This is a genomic window from Nonomuraea sp. NPDC048892, from assembly GCF_040649735.1.
GTDB classification, from domain to species: Bacteria; Actinomycetota; Actinomycetes; order Streptosporangiales; family Streptosporangiaceae; genus Nonomuraea; species Nonomuraea maheshkhaliensis.
In genome coordinates, this window is sequence record NZ_JBEZFZ010000002.1 from 623725 (window position 1) to 645804 (window position 22080).

General features: G+C 72.9%; 17 protein-coding genes. 14 read left to right on the forward strand and 3 right to left on the reverse strand.

The window, feature by feature from the left end:
- The first annotated feature begins 187 nt into the window (after positions 1–187).
- From AB0C28_RS08220 to AB0C28_RS08245, 6 genes are all read left to right on the forward strand, one after another.
- A complete protein-coding gene (locus AB0C28_RS08220; RefSeq protein ID WP_357842223.1) occupies positions 188–2242 on the forward strand; it encodes a SpoIIE family protein phosphatase in 2055 nt (684 codons plus the stop codon).
- Between the two features lie 61 nt (positions 2243–2303).
- Entirely contained in the window at positions 2304–3284 is a 981-nt protein-coding gene (locus AB0C28_RS08225) for a DUF2804 domain-containing protein (RefSeq protein WP_357842226.1), read from the forward strand.
- 11 nt (positions 3285–3295) lie between these two features.
- Positions 3296–3871 carry a GNAT family N-acetyltransferase gene (locus AB0C28_RS08230; RefSeq protein WP_358073441.1) on the forward strand — a complete coding sequence of 192 codons (576 nt, stop codon included), beginning with the start codon at positions 3296–3298 and terminating at the stop codon, positions 3869–3871.
- A gap of 155 nt (positions 3872–4026) precedes the next feature.
- Positions 4027–4347: a hypothetical protein gene (locus AB0C28_RS08235; protein ID WP_357842232.1), complete on the forward strand. Its 321-nt coding sequence runs from the start codon at positions 4027–4029 to the stop codon at positions 4345–4347.
- 124 nt (positions 4348–4471) lie between these two features.
- Positions 4472–6109, forward strand: a complete 1638-nt coding sequence (locus AB0C28_RS08240) for an AMP-binding protein (RefSeq protein ID WP_357842235.1) — start codon at positions 4472–4474, stop codon at positions 6107–6109.
- A gap of 317 nt (positions 6110–6426) precedes the next feature.
- A complete protein-coding gene (locus AB0C28_RS08245) occupies positions 6427–7689 on the forward strand; it encodes a substrate-binding domain-containing protein (RefSeq protein ID WP_358073594.1) in 1263 nt (420 codons plus the stop codon).
- A 165-nt stretch (positions 7690–7854) separates the two neighbouring features.
- Here the strand turns inward: AB0C28_RS08245 and AB0C28_RS08250 are convergent, their stop codons facing one another.
- Positions 7855–10107, reverse strand: coding sequence for a DUF2264 domain-containing protein (locus tag AB0C28_RS08250; protein WP_358073442.1), 2253 nt, complete (start codon positions 10105–10107; stop codon positions 7855–7857).
- A 450-nt stretch (positions 10108–10557) separates the two neighbouring features.
- On the opposite strand from AB0C28_RS08250, the gene AB0C28_RS08255 reads away from it, so the two are divergent.
- From AB0C28_RS08255 to AB0C28_RS08285, 7 genes are all read left to right on the forward strand, one after another.
- Complete coding sequence (locus tag AB0C28_RS08255; RefSeq protein WP_357842244.1) at positions 10558–11568, forward strand: hydroxyacid dehydrogenase; 1011 nt, start codon at positions 10558–10560, stop codon at positions 11566–11568.
- 35 nt (positions 11569–11603) lie between these two features.
- Entirely contained in the window at positions 11604–12899 is a 1296-nt protein-coding gene (locus AB0C28_RS08260; protein ID WP_358073443.1) for a sugar ABC transporter substrate-binding protein, read from the forward strand.
- Positions 12900–12962: 63 nt separating this feature from the next.
- The gene (locus AB0C28_RS08265; protein ID WP_357842250.1) at positions 12963–13880 is read left to right on the forward strand and encodes a sugar ABC transporter permease; all 918 of its coding nucleotides are present in this window, start codon (positions 12963–12965) and stop codon (positions 13878–13880) included.
- Positions 13877–14773: a carbohydrate ABC transporter permease gene (locus tag AB0C28_RS08270; RefSeq protein ID WP_358073444.1), complete on the forward strand. Its 897-nt coding sequence runs from the start codon at positions 13877–13879 to the stop codon at positions 14771–14773. The genes AB0C28_RS08265 and AB0C28_RS08270 overlap by 4 nt, the downstream gene beginning before the upstream one ends.
- On the forward strand, positions 14773–15474 hold the full coding sequence (locus AB0C28_RS08275) for a hypothetical protein (protein WP_358073445.1): 702 nt from the start codon (positions 14773–14775) through the stop codon (positions 15472–15474). Before AB0C28_RS08270 ends, AB0C28_RS08275 begins: the two co-directional genes overlap by 1 nt.
- A gap of 71 nt (positions 15475–15545) precedes the next feature.
- Positions 15546–15983, forward strand: a complete 438-nt coding sequence (locus AB0C28_RS08280; protein WP_357842259.1) for a hypothetical protein — start codon at positions 15546–15548, stop codon at positions 15981–15983.
- A 123-nt stretch (positions 15984–16106) separates the two neighbouring features.
- Complete coding sequence (locus tag AB0C28_RS08285) at positions 16107–17786, forward strand: ABC-F family ATP-binding cassette domain-containing protein (RefSeq protein ID WP_358073446.1); 1680 nt, start codon at positions 16107–16109, stop codon at positions 17784–17786.
- A gap of 90 nt (positions 17787–17876) precedes the next feature.
- Here the strand turns inward: AB0C28_RS08285 and AB0C28_RS08290 are convergent, their stop codons facing one another.
- Complete coding sequence (locus AB0C28_RS08290; protein WP_358073447.1) at positions 17877–19139, reverse strand: cytochrome P450; 1263 nt, start codon at positions 19137–19139, stop codon at positions 17877–17879.
- 332 nt (positions 19140–19471) lie between these two features.
- Between AB0C28_RS08290 and AB0C28_RS08295 the strand changes: the two genes are divergently transcribed.
- Positions 19472–20491, forward strand: a complete 1020-nt coding sequence (locus AB0C28_RS08295) for an NAD-dependent epimerase/dehydratase family protein (RefSeq protein WP_358073448.1) — start codon at positions 19472–19474, stop codon at positions 20489–20491.
- Positions 20492–20510: 19 nt separating this feature from the next.
- On the opposite strand, the gene AB0C28_RS08300 is transcribed toward AB0C28_RS08295, so the two are convergent.
- Complete coding sequence (locus tag AB0C28_RS08300; protein WP_358073449.1) at positions 20511–22037, reverse strand: L-fucose/L-arabinose isomerase family protein; 1527 nt, start codon at positions 22035–22037, stop codon at positions 20511–20513.
- Positions 22038–22080 lie beyond the last annotated feature (43 nt).

Below are 22080 nucleotides of genomic sequence, written 5' to 3' on the forward strand. Positions count from 1 at the left end.
AACTCGCCGGCAGGTTTTCCATTCCGTCTCCCTCGCAGCGCCGCGGTCCCGCCCGTCCCTCCTGTGGCACCGTACGCACCGGGTGCCGGGACCGGGTCCCGGCGCCGTGACCGGCCGTGCCGTGTTGTCTTCCCGCCGCACGCGGGTAGGCCCCACCTTGGGGAAGTGGCCCTCGGGGGAGGTCACGATGGAAGCTGCCCACGGCCGCGGGGGGAGCGGCCTGGCGTTCGAAGTGCTCGACCCGGCGCCGGTCGGCGTGGCGGTGACACGCGGCCCCGGCCACCGGCTCGTCTACATGAACGCGACCTACCGGGCCCAGTTCGGCGACCCGCCCCTCGGCGTCACGCTCGCGGAGGCCCTCCCCGGCATCGCCCAGCCCCGGTTCGACCAGGTCTTCGCCACCGGCGAACCGTGCGTCCTGACCGCCGCGCCGTCCAGCATCGCGCCCGTGGGCCGGGACGGCGAAGAGCGCTTCTTCACCTCCAGCCTGTCGCGGATCACGTTCGGTCCTGGCGACCACGGCGTGCTGGTGGTCGCCATGGAGGTCACCGAGCAGATCGCCGCCGCCCGGCAGGTCCAGGCCATCGCCGACGAGCGCAGCCGGATCCTGCGACGCTACCGCAGCCTCATGCGGATCAGCGCCCAGATCATCTGGGTGACCGGCCCCGACGGCGACGTGATCGAGGCGAGCCCCAGCTGGGAACGGGTGACCGGGCAGCCGTGGGAGGAGTTCCGCGGCCAGGGCTGGCTGGCCATGATCCATCCCGCCGACCGCGCGGCCACCCTCGAATCGTGGTGGCGCGCCGTCGAAACCGTCGCGGACGTGTGGGAGCACTCCTACCTGCTGCGCATGGCCGACGGCGGCTACCGGCACTTCCACGTGCGCGCCGTGCCGATCCGCGAGAACGGCGAGGTCGTGGAGTGGGTGGGGGCCTGCAGCGACGTCGAGGACGAGTGGCGGGAGGGGCGCCGCCAGCGGCTGCTCGACCGGGCCGCCGCGGCGACGGCCGACCTGACGAGCCTGGAGGACATGCTCGGCGCGCTGACCGGCGTGATCGTGCCGGCCCTGGCCGACGGCTGCGGCGTCCACCTCGTCACCGACCTCACCGGCAACGTGCGCGGCGGCACCCCCTTCGTCGCCGAACGGATCGCCAGCGCGGCACGCAGCGGCCTCAACGCGCTGCCCACCTACAGCGAGGAGTACCTGGGCCCCGGCAACGCCTTCGTCACGGCCGTGCGACGGCGGCGGCCGATACTGAAGCGGTTCCCGCCCGGACAGCCGCCACCCGACCTGGCCCCCACGGGAACGCAGGCGTGGCTGGTGGCCAACGGCGTCAACAGCATGCTCATCCTGCCCGTCGTGGTCGACGGCGCGGTCCCCGCCGTGGTCACCGCCGTGGCCTGCGGCGACCGCTCGCCCATCAGCCAGGCGGACATCGCGCTGCTCAGCCAGATGTTCGACCACGCGCACGACGCGCTGAGCAGCGCCATCCGCTTCCAGCGGGCGCAGCAGATCGCGCTGGCGCTGCAGCACAGCCTGCTGGCCGAGCCGCCGCTCCTGCCCGATCTGCGCATCGCCGCCCGCTACCGGGCCAGCCCGGCCGCCGCCGAGGTGGGCGGCGACTGGTACGACTCCTTCGTCCTGCCCGACGGCGCCGTCATCATCGCCATCGGCGACGTCGCCGGCCACGACCTCGCCGCCGCCGTCGTCATGAGCCAGCTCCGCAACATGCTGCGCGCCCTCGCGATTGACCGCCGCGAGCCGCCGGGGGAGATACTCACCCGGCTCAACATCGCGATGGAGTCCCTGACCGAGGGCATCACCGCCACCTGCGTGCTGGCCCGGGTCGAGGCGTGCCACGACGGCTACCGCCTCAACTACGCGGTGGCCGGCCACCTGCCGCCGCTGCTGGTCACCCCCGACGGCACCGGCTGCTTCCTGCTGGGCGCGGCCAGCCCCCTGCTCGGCTTCCGCCACGACGAGACGTGCGCCTCCGCCCTGCGGCCGCTGCCGCCGCGCAGCACGCTGCTCCTCTACACCGACGGCCTGGTCGAACGGCCCGGCGAGCATCTGGACGTGGGGCTGGAACGGCTGCGCGAGCTGGCCGAGACCCTGGCCCGCGAGCCGGTGGAGAAGTTCTGCGACAAGCTGCTCAGCGGGCTGCCCACCACGGGCCTGGACGACATCGCCGTGATCGCGCTGCGGCTGCCCACCCACGTCCCGCCCGCGCACAGCGGGTAGCCGTACCGGAGCCCCTTCCCCCGCGGTACGCGGCGCCCGCCGCTTTAGTACCTTTCATCCCATGCCGACCCACGAGCGGGAGATCACCGAACCCGTGGATCTCTGCCTGCCCGACGGCCGGCTCAACCCGGACGCCGTCGGATGGACCCGGCGACCGCTGCACCGCGCCAACCTGCGCGGCTGGGGGCGGGCCAAGCGCTGGGAGTACTGGGGCGTCGTCACCCCGTCCCACGTGATCGCCCTGGTGGCGTCCTCGCTCGACTACGCCGGCGTGCACGGCGTCTACGTGCTCGACCGGGCGACCGGCGCCGAGGTGAGCCACGACGCCGTGGTGCCGCTGGCCCGCGGCGCCGCCTTCCCCGAGCGCAGCGGCCAGGGCACGGCCAGGGTCGAGGGCGGCGGCGTGCGCATCGTCATCGAGCAGACGGCCGGCGGGACGTCGCTGCGCGCGCACGCGCCACGGGTGACGGCGGAGCTGGAGGTCCCGCTGCCGGACGGGCACGAGTCGCTCGGCGTGGTGATCCCGTGGGGGCCGCGCCGCTTCCAGTACACGGTCAAAGACGTCGGCCGCCCGGTGCGCGGGCGGCTCGTGCTGGACGGGCGGGAGCACGAGGTCGGCGCGGGCGCGTTCGCGGTGCTCGACCATGGGCGGGGCAAGTGGCCGTACTCCGTATCCTGGAACTGGGCCGCCGGCAGCGCCCCCGGGCGGGCCGTCCAGCTCGGCGGCAAGTGGACCGACGGCACCGGCCTGACCGAGAACGCGCTCATCCTGGACGGCCGGCTGCACAAGATCGGGGCGCGGCTGGAGTGGGTCTACGACCGCGGCGACTGGATGCGCCCGTGGCGGGTCGAGGGGGACGGGGTCGAGGTGGAGTTCACCCCGTTCCACGAGAAGGTCTCGCGGACGGAGCTCGGCGTCGTCGGCTCGGAGACCCACCAGTGCTTCGGGCACTTCGGCGGCCGGGTACGGGCCGGCGACGGCGCCTGGGTCGGCCTCGACGGCCTGACCGGGTGGGCGGAGGAGGCCCGCAACCGATGGTGAAGGAGTCATAGATGACGAACACGCCGGAGTTCGAGATCCGGCCGCTCCCGGCGGGCGCCGCCGACGACGGCGGGCTCATGTCCGAGCTGGCCGGGCTGGTCAACGAGGTGTACGCGGACGCGGAGCGAGGACTGTGGGCCGATGGCGCCGTCCGTACGTCGGCTGAGGAGATCGCCGGATTGGTCGCGGCGGACGAGATCGTCGTGGCGCTGGTGGACGGGCGGATCGCCGGCTGCGTCCGCGTGCAGGAGCTCGACGCCGGCACGAGCGAGTTCGGCATGCTGGCCGCCTCGCCCCGGCACCGGGGCATCGGTCTCGGCCGTGAGCTCGTCCGCTTCGCCGAGCGGCGCGGCAGGTCGCGCGGGCACGCAGAGATGCAGCTGGAGCTGCTGGTGCCGCGCGAGTGGCGGCACCCGTCGAAGGAGTTCCTGGCCGGCTGGTACGGCCGCATCGGCTACCGGCCGGTGGGCACCGGCGCGGTGGAGCAGGACTACCCGCACCTGTCACCCCACCTGGCCACCCCGTGCGACTTCGTCATCTACCGCAAGAACCTCGGCCCGGCCCTGGAGCCCGCCGACCGCTCCTGAGCCCCGAGCATCGCCTGCCCATCCGGTCCCGGCCGGCGGACGCCGTATGCCCGCAAGATGCCCGCGAGATGCCCTCCTCGCGCCCTGTCTCCAGGCCACGCACACGATGACCATGAAACGTGCAAGCCAAGCCGTAAGAAGACAGAGGAGGCACAATGCGGAGATTCGCCTGGGTCCTGGGCGCGGTGGCGGGCGGCACGATCGCCCTCGCCGGGGTCGCCACGCCGGCGAACGCCGAAGTGTGGGCCTGCAGCAGCTTCGTCAACTCGACGACGAACGTGGCGGGGGCGGTGTGTCAGGGAGGATTCGGCACGTACCGGGTGGCCGCCAAGTGCAACTCGGCCCACTACCCCTACACGAGGACGGTCGTCGGCCCGTGGAAGACCAAGACCTCCGGCCATCCGGGACCGTACTCGCTCGTTTCCGGTGAGCCGCAGGGCTGCCACGTCGTCGAGGCCTGGTGGCAGGTCCGGTGATGACTGCTCCACCGGCGTGAGCCGACCCCGGCCGGCCTTCTTTCGCGTGTGCGTACCGAGCTTTTCCCGGCTCGCCCCTCAACGGGGGTGGCGCGACGGCCGATCCTGTCGGATGCTGCCAATCATGGCTGACTCACTGCTCTCGTACGCATCCGGCGTCTCCGCCGCTCCGCTGCTGGGTGAGACGATCGGGGAGAACCTGGCGCGCTCCGTGGCCCGGTACGCCGGCCGCGAGGCGCTGGTCGAGGTGGCCACCGGGCGGCGGTGGACGTACGCGGAGTTCGACGCCGCCGTCGACGAGGTCGCGCTGGGGCTGCTGGCGCGCGGGATCGCCAAGGGCGACCGGGTCGGCATCTGGGCGCCGAACTGCGCGGAATGGGTGCTCACGCAGTACGCCACCGCCAAGATCGGCGCCATCCTGGTCAACGTCAACCCCGCCTACCGCAGCCACGAACTGGACTACGTGGTGCGCCAGTCCGGCATGCGCCTGCTGGTCAGCGCCGTCCAGTTCAAGACCAGCGACTACCGGGCGATGCTGGCCGAGATCGGCTTCGAGCCGGTGGTGTTCATCGGCGAGCCCGGCTGGGACGAGCTCGTCCGGCAGGGTCGCGCCGCCGACCCCGCCGCGCTGCGCGAGCGCGCCGCCACGCTCGCCTTCGACGACCCGATCAACATCCAGTACACCTCGGGCACCACCGGCTTCCCCAAGGGCGCCACGCTGTCGCACCACAACATCCTCAACAACGGCTACTTCGTCGGCGAGGGCGTCGGCTACACGGAGATCGACCGCGTGTGCCTGCCCGTGCCGCTCTATCACTGCTTCGGCATGGTCATGGGCAACCTCGGCGCCACCTCCCACGGCGCCTGCATCGTGCTGCCCGCCCCCGGCTTCGACCCCGAGGCGACGCTGCGCGCCGTCGAGGCCGAGCGGTGCACCTCCCTGTACGGCGTGCCGACCATGTTCATCGCCGAGCTCGACCATCCGCGCTTCGCCGAGTTCGACCTGTCGTCGCTGCGCACCGGCATCATGGCCGGCTCGCCCTGCCCCGTCGAGGTGATGAAGCGGGTGGCGAGCGAGATGCACATGAGCGAGGTGGCGATCTGCTACGGCATGACCGAGACCTCCCCAGTGTCCACGATGACCCGCAGGGACGACGGCCTGGCCCGCCGCACCGAGACCGTCGGCCGGGTGATGCCGCACCTGGAGGTCAAGATCGTACATCCGGACACCGGCCTGGAGACCCGGCGCGGCGAGCCGGGCGAGCTGTGCACCCGCGGCTACTCGGTGATGCTCGGCTACTGGGACGAGCCGGGCAAGACCGCCGAGGCGATCGACGCGGCCCGCTGGATGCACACCGGCGACCTGGCCACCATGGACGCCGACGGCTACGTCAACATCGTCGGCCGGATCAAGGACATGGTCATCCGCGGCGGCGAGAACGTCTACCCGCGCGAGATCGAGGAGTACCTCTACACCCACCCCGACATCGCCGACGTCCAGGTGATCGGCGTCCCCGACGCGAAGTACGGCGAGGAGCTGATGGCCTGGATCGTCATGCGCCCGGGCGCCGAGCCGCTCACCGCCGAATCCGTCCGGGCGTTCTGCGCCGGCCGCCTGGCGCACTTCAAGATCCCCCGGTACGTGCACCTCGTCGAGAGCTTCCCGATGACGGTCACCGGCAAGATCCGTAAGGTCGAGATGCGCGCGGAGGCCGTCGGCCTGCTCGGCCTGGAGGACGCCGCGGCTCGATCGGGCGGCTGAGTCGTCTCCACCGGCGGCCCGCCCGCCGACGCCTCCTACCATGGGGGCTTCTCGGCGCGTGGGCCGTCCGCGTTCGGGCGGGCGGGGCGCCCGCCGTTCGGGCGGCGCGGCGCCCGCGCTCGGCTCTGGCCGTCAGAGGTGGACGGCGGATGTGTGATCATTGCATCACGTGTGTGCCGGGATAATTCACCTTCGATCACTTTCGATCGGTACTATGGGCCGTCGCGAGGAGGAGTATGACCAACGTTGCCGTCGGCGTGTCGCCTGCCGGAGACAGCACTGGGCCCGTTCGAGACGATCAAGGCGGAGGCGTGTCCATGGCCGGCCCGGAGACACAGGGGCAGTTGCCCGATGAGCGGCGCTCGCGGCTGGTGGAGCTGCTGCGGCGGCGCGGGCTCATGCGGGTGCACGACCTGGCCTCCGAGCTGGCGGTCTCCGCGATCACCATCCGGCGCGACATCACGCTGCTGGCCGAGGAGGGCGCCGTACGCCGCGTCCGCGGCGGCGCCGCCCCCGCCGAACGCCCCCAGGACCCGGCGTCGGCCGGCGGTTACGGCGGGACGGGCGCGTTCGCCGGGGCGGTCGGCCTCGGCGGGGCGGGCACGTTCACGGGAACCGGCGGTTTCAGCGGAGGCGGCCCGGACGTGACCGGGCCGGCCGGTGGGTTCGGGGGAGCGGGCGGGGCGAGGGCCGGCGGGTTCGCCCGCGACGTCGCCGCCGAGACGGGGGACGCGCCGGAGCTGACCGTGGGCATGGTCGTGCCCTCGCTCGACTACTACTATCCCGACGTCATCCGCGGCGTGCGCGAGGCGGCCGCGGCGGCCGGGGTCCGGGTCGTGCTGCGCGGGGCGACGTACCAGGTGGCCGACGAACGGCGGCAGCTGACCTCGCTGGTGGAGTCCGTGGGGGTGGACGGGCTGCTGGTCGCACCCACGACGGAGAGCGACGAGGGCGAGGAACTGGTCCGCTGGCTGCAGGCGGCCGGCGTGCCGGTCGTGCTCATCGAGCGGGCCGCGACCGTGGGGCCGTACCGCGAGGCCATGGAGTCGGTCGTCAGCGATCACGCCCTGGGGGCGGCGATGGCCGTACGGCACCTGGCGGTCCTGGGCCACCGGCGGGTCGGCATCATGACCACGATCACCAGCCCGACGTCGCCGCACGTGCGGGCCGGCTGGCGGATGGCCTGCGAGGAGTTGGGGCTGGAGACCGAGGCGACACCCGACGCCCACACGGTCGAGCGGCGCGACCCCGGCTGGGGCCGGGCGCTGGACGAGCTCCTCGACGCCTGCGTGGCCACGGGCACGCGCGCCCTGCTCGTGCACTCGGACCCGGAGGCGATCTCGCTGGTCGAACGCTGCCAGGATCGCGGCATCCGAGTGCCCGCCGACCTGGCCGTGGTCACCTACGACGACGAGGTGGCCGAGCTGTGCGACCCGCCACTGACCGCGATCCGCCCACCCAAGGCCGCCATCGGCCGCGCCGCGTTCACCCTGCTCCTGGAACGCCTGCGCGACCCACGCCGTCCGGCCCATCGCGTGGTGGTAGGCCCCCAACTGATCGTCCGCAACTCCTCCACCTGACCACCCCGCACCGCCTCACCGCGCTGGCTCGCTGGGCTGGCTCGCTGGGCTGCCTAAGTGCGCTGCCTCAGCGGGCCGCCTCACCGGGCCCCCGATGCCGGTGAGGCGGTGCCGGTCACGCCCGGCGGCTGGCCTTCTGTGGTGGACCTGTCGGTGCCGGGGCGGTCAGCCGAGCAGACGGGAGACGTCGAAGTTGTCGACGGTCCCGTCTGGCCAGACGATCCGGACATCCGACGGGACCTCCGGACCAGGGGCCGGATCGGAGTCCGGGCCGGTCCCGGGGCCAGAAGCCGGGCCGGGCGCGGAACTGGACCCGGGGCTGGACGCGCTGCCGGAAACCGGGCCGGACCCGGGGTCGGCCGCAGGGCCGGGCCACGTGACGACGGGTCGCTCGACCGGCTCCCCGGCGCCGAGGTAGAGCACCGCCTCGTGCCAGACCTCCGCACGAGCGGGGCCGCTGGTCGCGCACCACGGCACCACCGTCCACGGCGCCAGGGGAGAGGCGTCGTCGGCCGACGTCACCCCGGCGATGTCCAGGGACGCACCGCCGAATACGCACGAGCACATCCGGCCGTTCGCCTCCACGCCAGCACCCGCTCCCGCGTCTGCACCCGCGTTCAGCCCCGCCCCCACGCTGTCGCCCACTCCCGCGCTGGCACCCGCGACCGTTCCAGCCCCCACGTCGGCACCCTTGTCGGCATCCCCGCCCGTGCTCAGGCCCGCACCAGCGGTGGCATCCGCACCGGCAGCTGTGCCAGGGTGCGGGTTGTCGGATGGGAGGGGCCAGCCGCCGATGCGTAGGCGGGCTTGCGGCTCCTCTGTATGATCGTCCGGCGAACCCACCCGCACCAGGCGGACCTCCCACGGCCCGCGGACCAGGGAGAGTACGTGGAGCCACGGGCCGAGCCGGACCCGGCCCGGGCGGCCGGAGCCGTGGTCGGGGCCGGTTGGGTCGGGCTGGACCCAGTGCGAACGCCAGCGTGACGCCCCCGCCGCCGTTCCCGTCGGAAGCCGTTCCGTGAGCAGGGTGTCGAAGCCGGTCCTGTGGCTGGGCTCGCCGGATGCGTCGAGCAGTGCCACCGACTGGTCTAGCGGGCGCGCGGCGTGCGGGCCCGCGAGCACGGGGGAGGTGGCGGTGGAGTACGCGAGCCGCGCGTACAGCGGCGAGTCGGCCAGGTGGGACCCCGGATGGGAGTGGTCGGTGCCGTGGTTGACCACGCGCACCACCCCGTCCGCGCGCGTGCCGCTGACCAGCCACCCGGGCGACGGCACGACGAGCTGGTAGTCGTCCCGTTCCACCGGCAGCGGCTCCTCGACGGCCGTCCACGCCGGATGACCGGCCGGCAGGGTCAGCCCGAAGAGCCCCTTGGCGGCCCAGTACGGCGAGCCGGGCCCGGAGTAGGACTGCGCGATCGGCCGCCACGGCCCGTGCCAGCCCAAAGACAGCAGCCCCTTGGCGTCGGGGGCGCCGCGGTCGGCGAAGTGCCGGGCGATGCCGGAGGCGGCGCGCCGCAGCAGCCCTGGTGACGGCGTGTCCAGGCCGTAACGGGCCCCGAGCCAGAACGGGACTGCGGCGGCGAACCGGTAGGTCAGGCTGCGGCCCTGCACCAGCGGCGAGCCGTCGGCCCCCACGAGGCGGACCGCGTCGTGCAGGTAGCGCTCCAGCCGCCCCAGGTAGACCGGTCGCCGCTCCTCCGCGGCGGCCGAGAAGGCGGCCGAGCCGGTGGGCGAGCCGGCGGCCATCTCGGTCCAGAGCAGCGGGTAGAACTGCAGCGCCCATCCGGCGTAGTGGTCGTAGGACCGCTCGGCCCCGTCGGCGTACCAGCCGTTCTCGCGAGCGAAACCGTCCGTCAGCGCCAGCCCGGCCTCGATGTCCCCCGGCTCGTACGGCCCCCCGACCGAGGCCAGGAACTGCTCCACGACGATCTGGAACCAGACCCAGTTGATCGGCGGATACTCACCGCCCACCGCCGGCGCCAGATAGGCGATGACCCGTTCCCTGACGCCGTCGTCGAGCCGGTCCCACAGCCACGGCCTGGTCAGGTGTAGCACCAGGGCGATCGAGGCGGCCTCCACCTTGGCCTGGCCGTGCTCGTCCAGCCGGACCCAGCGCTCGGGCGAGGCAGGATCCGTGCCCGTCGCCAGCCCGCGCGCATACCACTCCATGAGGCCGAGCGGGTCGTCGCCGCCCTCGCCCGCCACCCGGAACCCGGCCGCGAGGAACGTCCTGGCGAAGCCCTCCAGCCCGTCCACGTCGGCGCCGTAGCCGCCGGCCCGGCCGGGGAAGGAGATCCGCGCGTGGCCCGGCGACGCGAAGGGGCGGGCCGACAGCAGCAGCCGCTCGGCCAGCGCCGCCCAATGTGCCCGGGTCCACCCGGTGTACGGCGACAGCGCCGGATCGTCGGGTATGCGCGGCATGCACAGATCCCTTCAGCCTTGCATGTTTACGTAACCACGGATTCACGGGATGGTTACAGCGCCACGGGAGCACGTCAAGCGGTCACCGGACCGGCGGCGCTTTCGTTGACCAGTTGTGATCTAAGGCGAGCAATGCTGATCGAAACGATCCGATTGCCTCTTGACGGAGGACGAGCGGCCACGCTTAACTCCGGTGCAATGCCGTCCGATCACAGATGAGCGAAATCGATCGTGCGCCGCCCGAAACGCCTGCCAAAACGCCTGCCGAAACGCCGCCCGATCGGCCGCCCGAAAGGCCCACCGAAACGCCGGCCGCAACGCCTGCCGATCGGCCGGCCGGAGTCCCGCTCCGGGCGGCCGATCGGGAGACCCCGCCCCGAGCCCCCGCACCCCGAGGAGACCCAGCTTGAACGCCAGATCACGAGTCGCGAGCCGCCCGGGACCGCTCCGGTGAGCGAGGCTCCCCGGGCCCTGCTGGTCATGGACCAGGCCACGCTGGACGTGCAGTTCGGGCAGCGGCAGCTGCGCCGGCTGCGCGCCCTCACCGAACTCGCCGACCCGATCTGGACCCCCGAGCTGGACACCCCCTCCGCACGGCGGCGGCTGCGCGAGAGCGAGGTGCTGGTGACGTCGTGGGGCTGCCCGCCCCTGACCGCCGAACGGCTGGCCGACGCGCCCCGGCTGCGCGCCGTCTTCCACTGCGCCGGCACCGTGCGCCCGTTCGTCACCGACGAGGTCTGGCGCAGGGGCATCGTCGTGACCAGCGCCGCCGACGCCAACGCGATCCCGGTCGCCGAGTTCACCCTCGCCGCGATCATCTTCGCCGGTAAGAAGGCGCCCTTCCTGGCCCAGGACGCCCGCACCCACCGCGACGACTGGTCCTACGTGACCCGCCGCGGCGAGCTGTCCAACCGGGGCCGCACGATCGGTGTCGTCGGCTTCTCCCGGGTCGGCCGCCGGGTCGTGGAGCGGCTGCGCGACCTGGAGGTGGACGTCCTGGTCTCCGACCCGTACGCCGCCGCGGCGGAGGTGAGCGCGGCGGGCGGCCGCCTGGTCCCGCTGGCGGAGCTGCTGCGCGGCTGCGACGTGCTCACGCTGCACGTCCCCTCGCTGCCCGAGACCCGCCACCTCATCGGCGCGGCCGAGCTGGCCCTGCTGCGCGACGGCACCACCGTCATCAACACCGCCCGCGGCGCCGTCCTGGACACCGCCGCGATCGAGCGCGAGTGCGCCGCCGGCCGCCTCGACGCCATCCTCGACGTCACCGACCCCGAGCCCCTCCCGGCCGGATCGGTGCTGTACGAGCTGCCCAACGTCATGATCACCCCCCACATCGCCGGCTCGCTCGGCAGCGAGACCTGGCGGATGAGCGACAGCGCCCTCGACGAACTGGAACGCCACCTGTCCGGCCGGCCCCTCCTCACGGCCGTCACCCCGGACGAGTTCACCGTCAGCGCCTGACCAACCCCCTGTGACGGAGAAGGAGACCGGATCCCATGATCACGTCAGCGCAGCCCCGGACACGGCGGCAGGTGGTGAAGGGCCTGAGCATCGTGGCCGCGCTCTCCCTCACCCTGGCCGCGTGCGGCTCCGGCGACCCCGAGCCCGCCGACCCCAACGGCAAGATCACCCTCAGCGTCACGGTCTGGAACCTGGCCAAGACACCCGAGTTCAAGGCCCTCTTCGACGCCTTCCAGCAGGCCAACCCCAACATCACCGTCAAGCCGGTGGACATCCTCGCCGACGACTACCCCGAGAAGGTCACCACGATGCTGGCGGGCGGTGACAAGACCGACGTGATCACGATGAAGAACGTCACCGACTACTCCCGCTACTCCAGCCGGGGCCAGCTCGCCGACCTCACCGACCTGGCCAAGTCGCCCGGCAGCGCCAAGCTCGCCGGGCTCGACGCGTTCAACGTCGGCAACGCCTACTACGCCCTGCCGTACCGGCAGGACTTCTGGCTGCTCTACTACAACAAGACCCTGCTCGACAAGGCCGGCGTCGAGCTGCCCGACCCGCTGACCTGGGACGAGTACGCCAAGCTGGCCAAGCAGCTCACCCAGGGCGAGGGCGGCGAGAAGGTGCACGGCGCCTACCACCACACCTGGCGCTCGGTCGTGCAGGCCATCTCCGCCGCGCAGACCGGCGGCGACCAGCTCGGCGGCGACTACACCTTCTTCACCGAGCAGTACAACCTGGCCAAGGGCCTCCAGGACGCCGGCGCCGTGCTCGACTTCGGCACCGCCAAGTCCCAGCAGGCCGACTACCGCACCCAGTTCGAGGGCGGCAAGACCGCGCTGATGCCGATGGGCACCTGGTACATCTCCGGCATCCTGGAGGCCAAGGCCAAGGGCGCCAGCGACGTCGCATGGGGGCTGGCCCCCATGCCGCAGCGGGCCGGCGCGACCGGCACGACGACGTTCGGCTCGCCGACCGCGTTCGCCGTCAACAAGCGCGCCGAGCACGCCGACGCGGCGAAGAAGTTCGTCCAGTTCGCCGCGAGCCAGGCGGGCGCGGAGGCGATCACCAAGGTCGGCGTGGTGCCGGCGCTGCAGAGCCCCGAGATCACCAAGGCGTACTTCGGGCTCAAGGGCATGCCGTCGGACGAGCGCTCCAAGAAGGCGTTCGAGCCCGACAAGGTGGCGCTGGAGATGCCGGTCAGCGAGAACACCTCCGACATCGACACCATACTCAACGAGGAGCACGAACTGATCATGGTGGGCGACAAGTCCGTCGCCGACGGCATCCGCTCGATGAACGAGCGGGTGAAGAACGAGGTACTCAACTAGCCCGGCAGCGGACCCGGGAGCGATCCCGGGTCCCGCGCTCGACGGAGCGTCGCGAAGGAAACCATGACTCAGGCATTGACGCAACCGACGCCGGCCCCGCCCCGCCGGGCACGCGCCTGGCGCGGCATCCTCGTCGGGTGGAGCTTCATCCTCCCGAACTTCGTCGGCTTCGCCCTGTTCACGCTCGTGCCGATGCTGGCCGCGTTCGCGCTGGCGTTCCTGGAGTGGGACTCCTACAGCACGCCTGAATGGGTCGGCCTGGACAACTTCCGGCGGATGTTCGGCGACGAGAACTTCCACGTCGCGCTCAGGAACACCCTCTTCTACGCCGCCGGGCACATCCCGCTGACGCTGGTGGCGGCGCTCGGGCTGGCCATGGCGCTCAACCGCAGGATCCGGGGCGTGCAGTTCTTCCGCACCGCCGCCTTCTTCCCGTACGTCACCTCGCTCGTCGCCGTCGCGGTCGTGTGGAACATGCTGTTCAACCCCACCGCCGGCCCCGTCAACCAGCTCCTGGAGGCGATCGGCGTCACCGAGCCGCCGCGCTGGGTGGCCAGCACCGACTGGGCGATGCCCGCCGTGATCATCACCAGCGTGTGGCGGGACATGGGCTACTACATGGTGCTCTACCTGGCCGGCCTGCAGACGATCCCGCGCGAGTACTACGAGGCCGCCACCGTCGACGGGGCCGGGCCGTGGCAGCGGTTCTGGAGCGTCACGCTGCCGTGCCTGCGGCCCACGACGTTCTTCGTCCTGGTCATGCTGACGATCCAGAGCTTCAAGGTGCTGGACCTGATCGTCGTCATGACCAACGGCGGGCCGGGCCGCAGCACGCTGGTGCTGGCCCAGCTCGTCTACCGCGAGGGCATCAAGGAGGGGCAGTTCGGCTACTCCTCGGCCGTCGCGCTGGTGCTGTTCGTCATCGTGCTGACCGTCACCGTCGTCCAGTTCCGCATCAACGAGCGCAGGAGCGCCATATGACCGCGCTGCCCGACACCGCCGCTCCTCCCGGCACCGCACCCGCCCCCGGCGCCGGCGGCACGACGCCCCGCGGCGGCCGGTCCACGCTGCGCGGGGCGCTCGCCTACGCGGGGCTGACCGTGGTGACGGTGCTGGTGCTGGTGCCGTTCGCGTGGATGCTGTCCTCGTCGCTGAAGCGGAACAACCAGGTCTTCACCGTGCCGATCCAGTGGATCCCGCCGGAGCTGCGCTGGTCGAACTTCATCGAGATCTGGGAACGCATCCCGCTGCTGACCTACCTGGGCAACTCCGCGTTCCTGTCGGTCGTGATCACGCTGCTGCAGGTGCTGACCGGCAGCTTCGCCGCCTACGGCTTCTCCAAGGTGCGCTTCCCCGGCAGGGACGCGCTCTTCCTGGCCTACATCGCCACCATCGCGGTGCCGTGGCAGGCGTACATGGTGCCGCAGTACATCATGATGCAGCGGGCCGAGCTGACGGACACGCACTTGTCGATCATCCTGCTGCAGGCGTTCGGCGCGTTCGGCGTCTTCCTCATGCGGCAGTACTACATGTCGATCCCCGACGACCTGTGCGAGGCCGCGCGCATCGACGGGCTCAGCGAGTACGGCATCTACCGGCGCATCATGCTGCCGCTGTCCAAACCGGCACTGGCCAGCCTGGCGCTGCTCACCTTCGTCAGCACGTGGAACGACTACATGGGGCCCTTCATCTACCTGACCAGCAACGAGCTGTGGACCATCCAGCTGGGGCTGCGCTCGTTCGTCGGCCAGTACGAGGCGGAATACGCGATGATCATGACGGGCGCGGTGCTGTCGGTGCTGCCGATCATGGTCATCTTCCTGTTCGGGCAGCGGTACTTCATCCGCGGCATCGCCACCAGCGGGCTGAAGTGATGAGCGGGTACGGAACCGCCCGGCGGCTGCTGCGCCCCGCCCGCCAGAGCACCTACGAGCGGATCTTCGACATCGTCTACGCGGGACTCATGACGAACGTCCTGCTCGCCGCCGCCTGCCTGCCACTGCTGGCGGCGCTGGCCATCGTCGGTGACCCGCTCGCGTCGTGGCCGTTCTTCGCGCTGCTCTCCCTGCCGTGCGGCCCCGCGCTGGCCGGGGCGTTCGGCTGCTTCGACGCCCTGGGCCGCGGGTCCACGGGCATGGCGCGCGCGTTCTGGAGCTCCTACCGCCGGGCCGCCCCGCGCGCCCTGGCCGTCTGGGCCGCCGGCGCGGCGGCCGTCGGCGTGCTCGCCGTGGACACCGTGGCCGTCGCGGGCACCGCGTGGGGGCCGGCGCTCGTGCCCTTCTTCTGCACCGCCGCCGCGCTGGTCATGTCCCTGACGTTCGCCCTGCTCACCCTGGCCGCCGTCCCCGGCACGCGGCTGCGCTCCCTGCTGCGGCCGTGCCTGTTCCTGGTGGCCCGCCGCTGGTACCTGTCCGCGGCCACCCTCGTCGTCCTCGCCCTGGCCCTGCTTGTCGTCCTCGCCAAGCCGGTGCTCGGCGTGCTGCTCGTGGCCTCACCTTTGTTGTACGCCGCCTGGGCCACCACCAGGTACGTCCTCGCCCCCATCCTGGAGCCGCCGGCCCACGACCATCGCTAGCGGGCGGCCTCCCGGGACCCGTCTCAGGACCCGCCCCGGTGGGCCGGTACGGTGCGCTGGAGGTGAGCGCGATGACTTGGTGGACGGTGGTGCGGTTTCTGCACGTGCTCGGGGCCGCGTTGTGGGTGGGCGGGCAGCTCACGGTGTCGCTGGTCGTGTTGCCCCTGGCCAGGCGCCTGCTGGAGGAGGAGCGGCGCGGCCAGGTGCTGACCGCCGTCGGCCGCCGCTTCGGGCTGCTGACCGTCGCGGTCTTCCTGCCCGTGCAGCTCGCCACGGGGGTGGCCATCGCCTGGCACAAGGGCGTCACCTGGGCCACCTTGGCCGAGCCCGGCTACGGCCGGATCCTGGCGGCGAAGCTGGCGCTGTTCTGCGCCGTCATGGTCGCCGCGGCGGCACACGGCTGGGCCTCCGGCGCGGGCCGCCCGGTGCTGGCCCGCACCCTGGCGATGGCCTCACTCGCCGGCTCCCTCGGCGTCGTCCTCCTGGCCACCGCACTCCCTGTCACGTAAGCCCGTCACGTGAGCACGTTCCGGCTGACGTTACGACGTCGTCGCTCGTTCCGGGCATCCCCGCCTCCGCACCACCGCCCTGTGCCGTGCCGAGGCGTGCGCGAGCCCGCTCTCGGAGGAAACATGTCCATCGCCCTTGCTCCGCCCGCGCGTGCGCGGGCCCATCTCAACGCCACCGACGTGTGGCTCGCCCGCGGCGGTCACCCCGTACTGACGGGGGTCGACCTGACCGTGTCGGCCGGTGACCGGCTGGGAGTGGTCGGCGAGAACGGCCGGGGGAAGACCACGCTGCTGCGGGTCCTCGCCGGCGCCCTCGCCCCCGACTCCGGCTCGGCGCACCGGGCCGGCACCCTGGGAGTCGCCGACCAGGAGATCCCGGCCGATGCGGGCCGTACGGTCGGCGACCTGATCGACCTCGAACTCGCCCAGGTCCACGCCATGCTCGGCGCGTTCGAGTCGGCGACCCTCGCGCTCGCCGAGGGACGGCAGGACGCCGAGCGGGCCTACGCCGCGGCCCTCGCCGCCGCCGAGTCCATCGGCGCCTGGGACGCCGACCGCCGCGTCGACGTCTCGCTCGCCGCACTCGGCGCGGTGGACGACCGGGACCGGCCGCTGGCCGGGCTGTCCGTCGGCCGGCGCTACCGGATCAGGCTGGCCTGCCTCCTGGGCGCCGGCCACGACCTGCTGCTGCTCGACGAGCCCACCAACCATCTCGACGCGTCCGGCCTCGACCACCTTACCGCCAGGCTCCGCGCGCACCCGGGCGGGGTCGTCCTCGTCAGCCACGACCGGGCGCTGCTGTCGGACGTGGTCACCGCCGTCCTCGACCTCGACCCGACGAGCGACGGCCGTCCCCGGATGTACGGAGGCGGCTACGCCGGCTACCGGGAGGCCAGGCACGCGGAACGGGAACGCTGGGAGATCGCGTACCGGGACCAGCAGAACGAGCGGCGGCGGCTCGCCGACAATCTGTCCGCCGCCCAGAACCGGCTGTCCACCGGCTGGCGGCCGGAGAAGGGAACCGGCAAGCACACGCGCGCCACCCGGGCGCCCGCCCTGGTCAGAGCCGTGCACCGGCGCCAGGAGGAGCTGGAGGCGCACGTGGTGGACGTGCCCAGGCCGCCGCTGCGCTTCCGGAAGCCGGTGCTGGACGCGCCACCCGGAGTCACCCTGCTGCGGGCCGACGAGGTCGCGGTGCCCGGCCGGCTCGCCGGGCCCGTGTCGGTGCACCTGCACGCGGGCGACCGGCTCGTGGTCACCGGCCCGAACGGCTCGGGGAAGTCGACCCTGCTGGCCGTGCTCGCCGGGCTGCTGACCCCCGGCTCGGGATCCGTCCAGCGAGGACGCGGCATCCGGGTGGGCCTGCTCGCCCAGGAATCACCGGCGCCCTCGCGGCGACGCGCGTTCGAGGTCTTCGAAGGAGGCGCCGGAGCGCCGACCCCAGATCCGCGAGCCCTGGACCACACCTACACCTTCCCTTCCGCGCCCGGCGACGGCGACGGTCATGGCGGTGGTGGTGGCGACCGGGTTGGGCTCACGCAGCTTGGGCTGCTGCCCTCCGAGGCCGCTCACCGGCCGGTGACCGAGCTGTCGATCGGTCAGCAGCGGCGGCTGGACCTGGCCCTCCTGCTGGCCTCCCGCCCGCAGGTCGTGCTGCTCGACGAGCCCACCAACCACCTGTCGGCATTTCTGGTCGAGGAGCTGACCGAGGGGCTGGAGGGCACGGCCGCCGCCGTGGTCCTGGCCACCCACGACCGGCAGCTCCTGCGCGACACGGCACATTGGCCCAGGCTGCGGCTCTGACCCCCGCCACCTGACGGCCGCCCGGCCCGCCACCGTGCCGCCGCCCGCCCGCCGCCGCCCGGTCGGCGGTGGGTCGGGTGGGGACGGGGGTCAGTGGCGGGGGTGGGCGATGAGGCGGCAGTCGGAGCCGGGGGAGTTGGAGACGGCCTTCCACCTGATCTGCTCGTCCGCCGGTTCGGCGGGAGCGAGCTCCAGCGACCGGGTGAACACCTGGAGGAACGCCTTCATCTGCATGACCGCCAGCCGATCACCCAGGCACGTGTGCGAGCCGCCCCCGAACGGCATCCAGCCGTAACCTCCCGGCCGCCGGCCGAGCCAGCGTTCGGGCCGGAAGGCGGCCGGGTCGGGGTAGAGGCCGGGATCGTGGTGCAGCGACCGGAGATGGACGATGATCGTGGTGCCCGGCGCCAGCACCCGCCCGCCCAGCTCGAACGGCAGCCGTACCACCCGGCCGAAGAACGCGACCGGCGGCCGCACCCGCAGCGCCTCGTACGCCACCGCCGTCGCGTACACGTCGGAGGTGCCCTCGTCGCTCTCCGCCGACAGGCGCCGCAGCGCCTCCGGATGGCGTACCACCCGCTCGAACGCCCAGGCCAGGCCGGTCGCCGTGGTGGTGCGGGCGCCGGCGATCATGCTCATCACCTGGTCGCGCAGCACCTGGTCGGTCAGCCGCGCCCCGCGCTCGTCACGTGCGCGCATGAGCACGCCGAGCAGGTCGTCGCCCTCGCCCTCGCGCCGCCGCCGGCTGATCTCGTCGTAGACGAGCCGGTCGCAGGCCTCCTTCGCGCGATGGTACGACGGCCACAGGGCCATCCCGCCCGCGCGCCGCAGCGCGTACCGTACGGTGATCTCGTAGGAGTCGGCCCGGCGGAACAGCTCCCGCAGCGGCTCGCGCCAGGCGTGCCGGCGGGCCGGATCGACGCTGAGGGTGACGTCGAGGATCGCGTCCATGAGCGCCGCGTGCAGCCGGGGCCGCAGCGCGAACGGCGTGCCGGCCGGGCACCGGTCGGCGACCTGCTGGGCGAGCTCCTCCGTCGCGGCGCGCAGGCGCGCGGAGACACGATTCCTGATGGCGGGGGCCATGATCTCGCGCAGCCGCCGGTGCTCCTGGCCGTCCAGCCTGCCCAGCCCCTGCGGGCCGATGACCGGCTCCTGGACGCGGTTGGCCTCCGCTGAGTCGATCACGCCGCCGGGAGCGCGGAAGACGTCTCTGACCAGGCCGGGGTCGGCCAGCATCACCGCCTTGCCGATGCCGGGGAACCACAGGCCGAACATGCCGTCCGTACGGCCGAACATGCGATCGACGACGCCGTCCCCCACGAGCAGGGCGGCCGGCAGCACCGCGCTGCCCATCCACGGCTCCAGGAGGCGGCGGCCACGCGCACCGGCGAGCCGGCCTCCGGGTTGCGGTACACCTGGGCGTGCGCCGAGCGCGTCGATCATGAAGTCTCTAATCCGATTCGGGTCACTCGTTCTCGTGACACTCAACCATAGCGAAGCGTGACCATCCGTGATGTTACTGTGACGACGCAGGGTGGCGCCCCAGCCCGCGCGACCCTCCCGCCCGGCCGCCGGGGGTGGGCACAGTCCTTGAGGAGCCACGTGATGATCGACACCCTCGCCCGCCAGAGCCACGCGGGTTCGCGCAGGCCGGGGCCACGGCGGGCGGGCGCCGGGGGCCGGTGGTGACGCGGTATCTCGTCACCGGGGCCACCGGGTTCGTGGGCGGGCACCTGACGCGGGCGATCCTGGCTGGCGGCGGTACGGTGACCGCGCTCGTCCGTCGTCCTGAGCGCGCCGGGACGCTGCGCGAGCAGGGTGTGCGCGTGGCCGAAGGAGACCTGGCCACGGGCCGGGGGCTCGGCGAGGCGTTGCGGGGCGCCGATCGGGTGATCCACCTGGCGGCGGTGGTCAAGGCACGCACCGACGCGGAGTTCTGGGCGGTCAACCGCGACGGCACCGCCTGCCTCGTCCGTGCCCTGGCCGCCATGCCCGTGCCGCCGCGCCTGGTGGTGTGCTCCTCGCTGGCCGCCGCCGGGCCCGCGCGGGGGAGCGGGCCCGTCTCCGTCTACGGCGCCAGCAAACTGGCGGCGGAACACGTCGTCCGCGCGTACGCGCACCGCGTGCCGGCCGTCATCCTGCGCCCCGGCATCGTGCACGGCCCCGGCGAGCCCGCCCTGGTGCCGGCGCTGCTGCGGATGATCCGCCTCGGGCTCGTGCCCAAGCCCGGGTTCGGGCCGCGCCGCTACGGCATGATCCACGTGGACGACCTGTGCGCGGCCCTGCTCGCCGCCGCCGAGCGCGGCACGACCGTCCGGGCGGACGACCCCGACGCAGGCGTGCACCCGCTGAGCGACGGCGTCGCCTACCGGTGGCAGGACATCTGCGCCGCCGTCGCCGAGGCGGCAGGGCTGCGCGCCCCGGTGGTGCTGCCCGTGCCCGTGTCCCTGCTGGCCGCCGTGGCCGCGCTGACCCACCTCGCCGGACGGCTGCCCGGCCTGAGCGGCGACGTACCCGCACTGAACCGGGACAAGGTACGCGAGCTGCGCCACGCCGACTGGACCTGCACGCCGGCCGGCGCCCGGCACGACCTGGGCTTCACCCCCACCACCTCTCTCCTGGACGGCCTCAAAGCCGCCCTGCGCGGCCCCATACCGAGTGAAGCCGGAAGCGGGGGCGTGACCGGTCAGGCGACGGCGCCGTGACCCGGACGCCGAGGTGGTGTCAGGGCTGGACGTGGGTCAGTTCCGCGCCGATCAGGTCGGCCACCGCCCGCAGCTCGGCGAGCCGGTGCCCCGTGCCCAGGGCCCAGTGGTGGGAGATGCCGCTGGCGCTCCACGCGTCCGTCCACTCGCCGGGATCGCAGCCGAAGTCCACCCGCGACGTCGTGTTCCCGATCCGCGGCAGCGGCCCCTCCACGACCTCGCCCTCGGACACGACGAAGCCGTAGCTCCCGTCCCTGGCCTGCCGCAGCCCGAACGCGGTCACCGGCCCCCGCGTCACGTCGAACTCGACCGACACGCCCCACCCGCGCTTGCCGTGGTAGACGCCGAGCCCGCGCAGGAGCGGGCGGCGGGAGCTGATGGCCAGGTGGGCGGGGCCGTCGTGGCCCATCTCCACGTGGCCGCGGGCGAAGTCGAGCGCCTGCAGCTCGGTGAAGGAGCCGCCGCCGCCCAGCCGGTCCATGACGAGCATGGCCAGGGAGGTACGCAGCTCGTACTCGCCGGCGGCCGGCACCCCGCGCGCCGTGAGCAGGGACGCGCCGAGGATCATGCCCGCCCCGAGCCGCTCGTGGATCTCCCCGTCCAGGCCCCGGTGGTAGTAGGCCAGGCTGTCCAGGGCGAAGTCCTCGACCAGGCGGTCCAGGCCGACCGACACGCGGGCCGCCCAGGCCAGGTCGTCCTCGTTCACCGAGTCGGCCAGCTCGAACACCTCGCGCGCCAGGCCCACCCGGTCGGCGGTCTCGGCGTCGGTGACCTTCTCCGCGCGCACCCGCAGGTCGTCGAACTCCAGCACCTCCACGTGGCCGCCGAAGTTCGCGCTGACCAGCGTCAGGTCGGTGGCGACGTCCAGCATGCCCGGGTACAGGTGGCCCATGAGGCCGTGCCGCCCGTGACGCAGCGCGGCCCGTACACCCGCCGCCCTGACCCAGCGCCCGATGCGCTGCCACGCGCGCTCGTCCTCCAGATAGCCGGAGACCGACCGGAACGGGATGCCGCAGCGGGTGAAGGCGTTGGCCATCTCCGGCAGAGGGCAGGCACCGCAGTAGGCCAGCCACTGGCCGGTGTCGAAGGTGGCGTGCTCCATCGACTCCGTCGGCTGCAGGTTGATCAGCAGCACGGGCGCGCCGCTGCGCTGCGCGATCGGCACGAGCATGGTGGCCGTCATGTACGTCGTCAGGAACCCGACGATCAGGTCGCAGCCGGCCGCCCGCAGCTTCTCCGCCGCCGCGGCCCCCTCCTCGGCGTCGGAGATGAAGCCGACGTCCACCACCTCCGCGTCGAACTCCCGCATGCGCTCGGAGACGCGCGCGGCCGAGCGCTGGAGCTGGGGGAGCAGGTCGGGGAACTGCGGCCAGTAGGCCCCGAGTCCGCCCGCGACCAGGCCCACCTTGACGCGGCGCGGGGTGATCCTGGAGAGTGCGCCGCCGTTCCCCGAGCTGATGTCCTGGCTGATCCCGCCACTGATCCCGCCACTGATCCCGCCGCTGCTCCCGCTACCGGCCTCGCTACTGGTCCCGCTGCTCGTCACGGTGCTCTCCCTTGCTGCTCTCCAGGCCCGCCGCCGTGGTGGT

Coding starts and splice junctions, on each gene's coding strand:
- AB0C28_RS08270 (WP_358073444.1), top strand. CDS start 13,877: ATGACCGCGCTGCCCGACACCGCCGCTCCTCCCGGCACCGCACCCGCC.
- AB0C28_RS08265 (WP_357842250.1), top strand. CDS start 12,963: ATGACTCAGGCATTGACGCAACCGACGCCGGCCCCGCCCCGCCGGGCA.
- AB0C28_RS08230 (WP_358073441.1), top strand. CDS start 3,296: ATGACGAACACGCCGGAGTTCGAGATCCGGCCGCTCCCGGCGGGCGCC.
- AB0C28_RS08275 (WP_358073445.1), top strand. CDS start 14,773: ATGAGCGGGTACGGAACCGCCCGGCGGCTGCTGCGCCCCGCCCGCCAG.
- AB0C28_RS08285 (WP_358073446.1), top strand. CDS start 16,107: ATGTCCATCGCCCTTGCTCCGCCCGCGCGTGCGCGGGCCCATCTCAAC.
- AB0C28_RS08290 (WP_358073447.1), bottom strand. CDS start 19,139: ATGGGCAGCGCGGTGCTGCCGGCCGCCCTGCTCGTGGGGGACGGCGTC.
- AB0C28_RS08225 (WP_357842226.1), top strand. CDS start 2,304: ATGCCGACCCACGAGCGGGAGATCACCGAACCCGTGGATCTCTGCCTG.
- AB0C28_RS08260 (WP_358073443.1), top strand. CDS start 11,604: ATGATCACGTCAGCGCAGCCCCGGACACGGCGGCAGGTGGTGAAGGGC.
- AB0C28_RS08245 (WP_358073594.1), top strand. CDS start 6,427: ATGGCCGGCCCGGAGACACAGGGGCAGTTGCCCGATGAGCGGCGCTCG.
- AB0C28_RS08220 (WP_357842223.1), top strand. CDS start 188: ATGGAAGCTGCCCACGGCCGCGGGGGGAGCGGCCTGGCGTTCGAAGTG.
- AB0C28_RS08235 (WP_357842232.1), top strand. CDS start 4,027: ATGCGGAGATTCGCCTGGGTCCTGGGCGCGGTGGCGGGCGGCACGATC.
- AB0C28_RS08250 (WP_358073442.1), bottom strand. CDS start 10,107: ATGCCGCGCATACCCGACGATCCGGCGCTGTCGCCGTACACCGGGTGG.
- AB0C28_RS08280 (WP_357842259.1), top strand. CDS start 15,546: ATGACTTGGTGGACGGTGGTGCGGTTTCTGCACGTGCTCGGGGCCGCG.
- AB0C28_RS08240 (WP_357842235.1), top strand. CDS start 4,472: ATGGCTGACTCACTGCTCTCGTACGCATCCGGCGTCTCCGCCGCTCCG.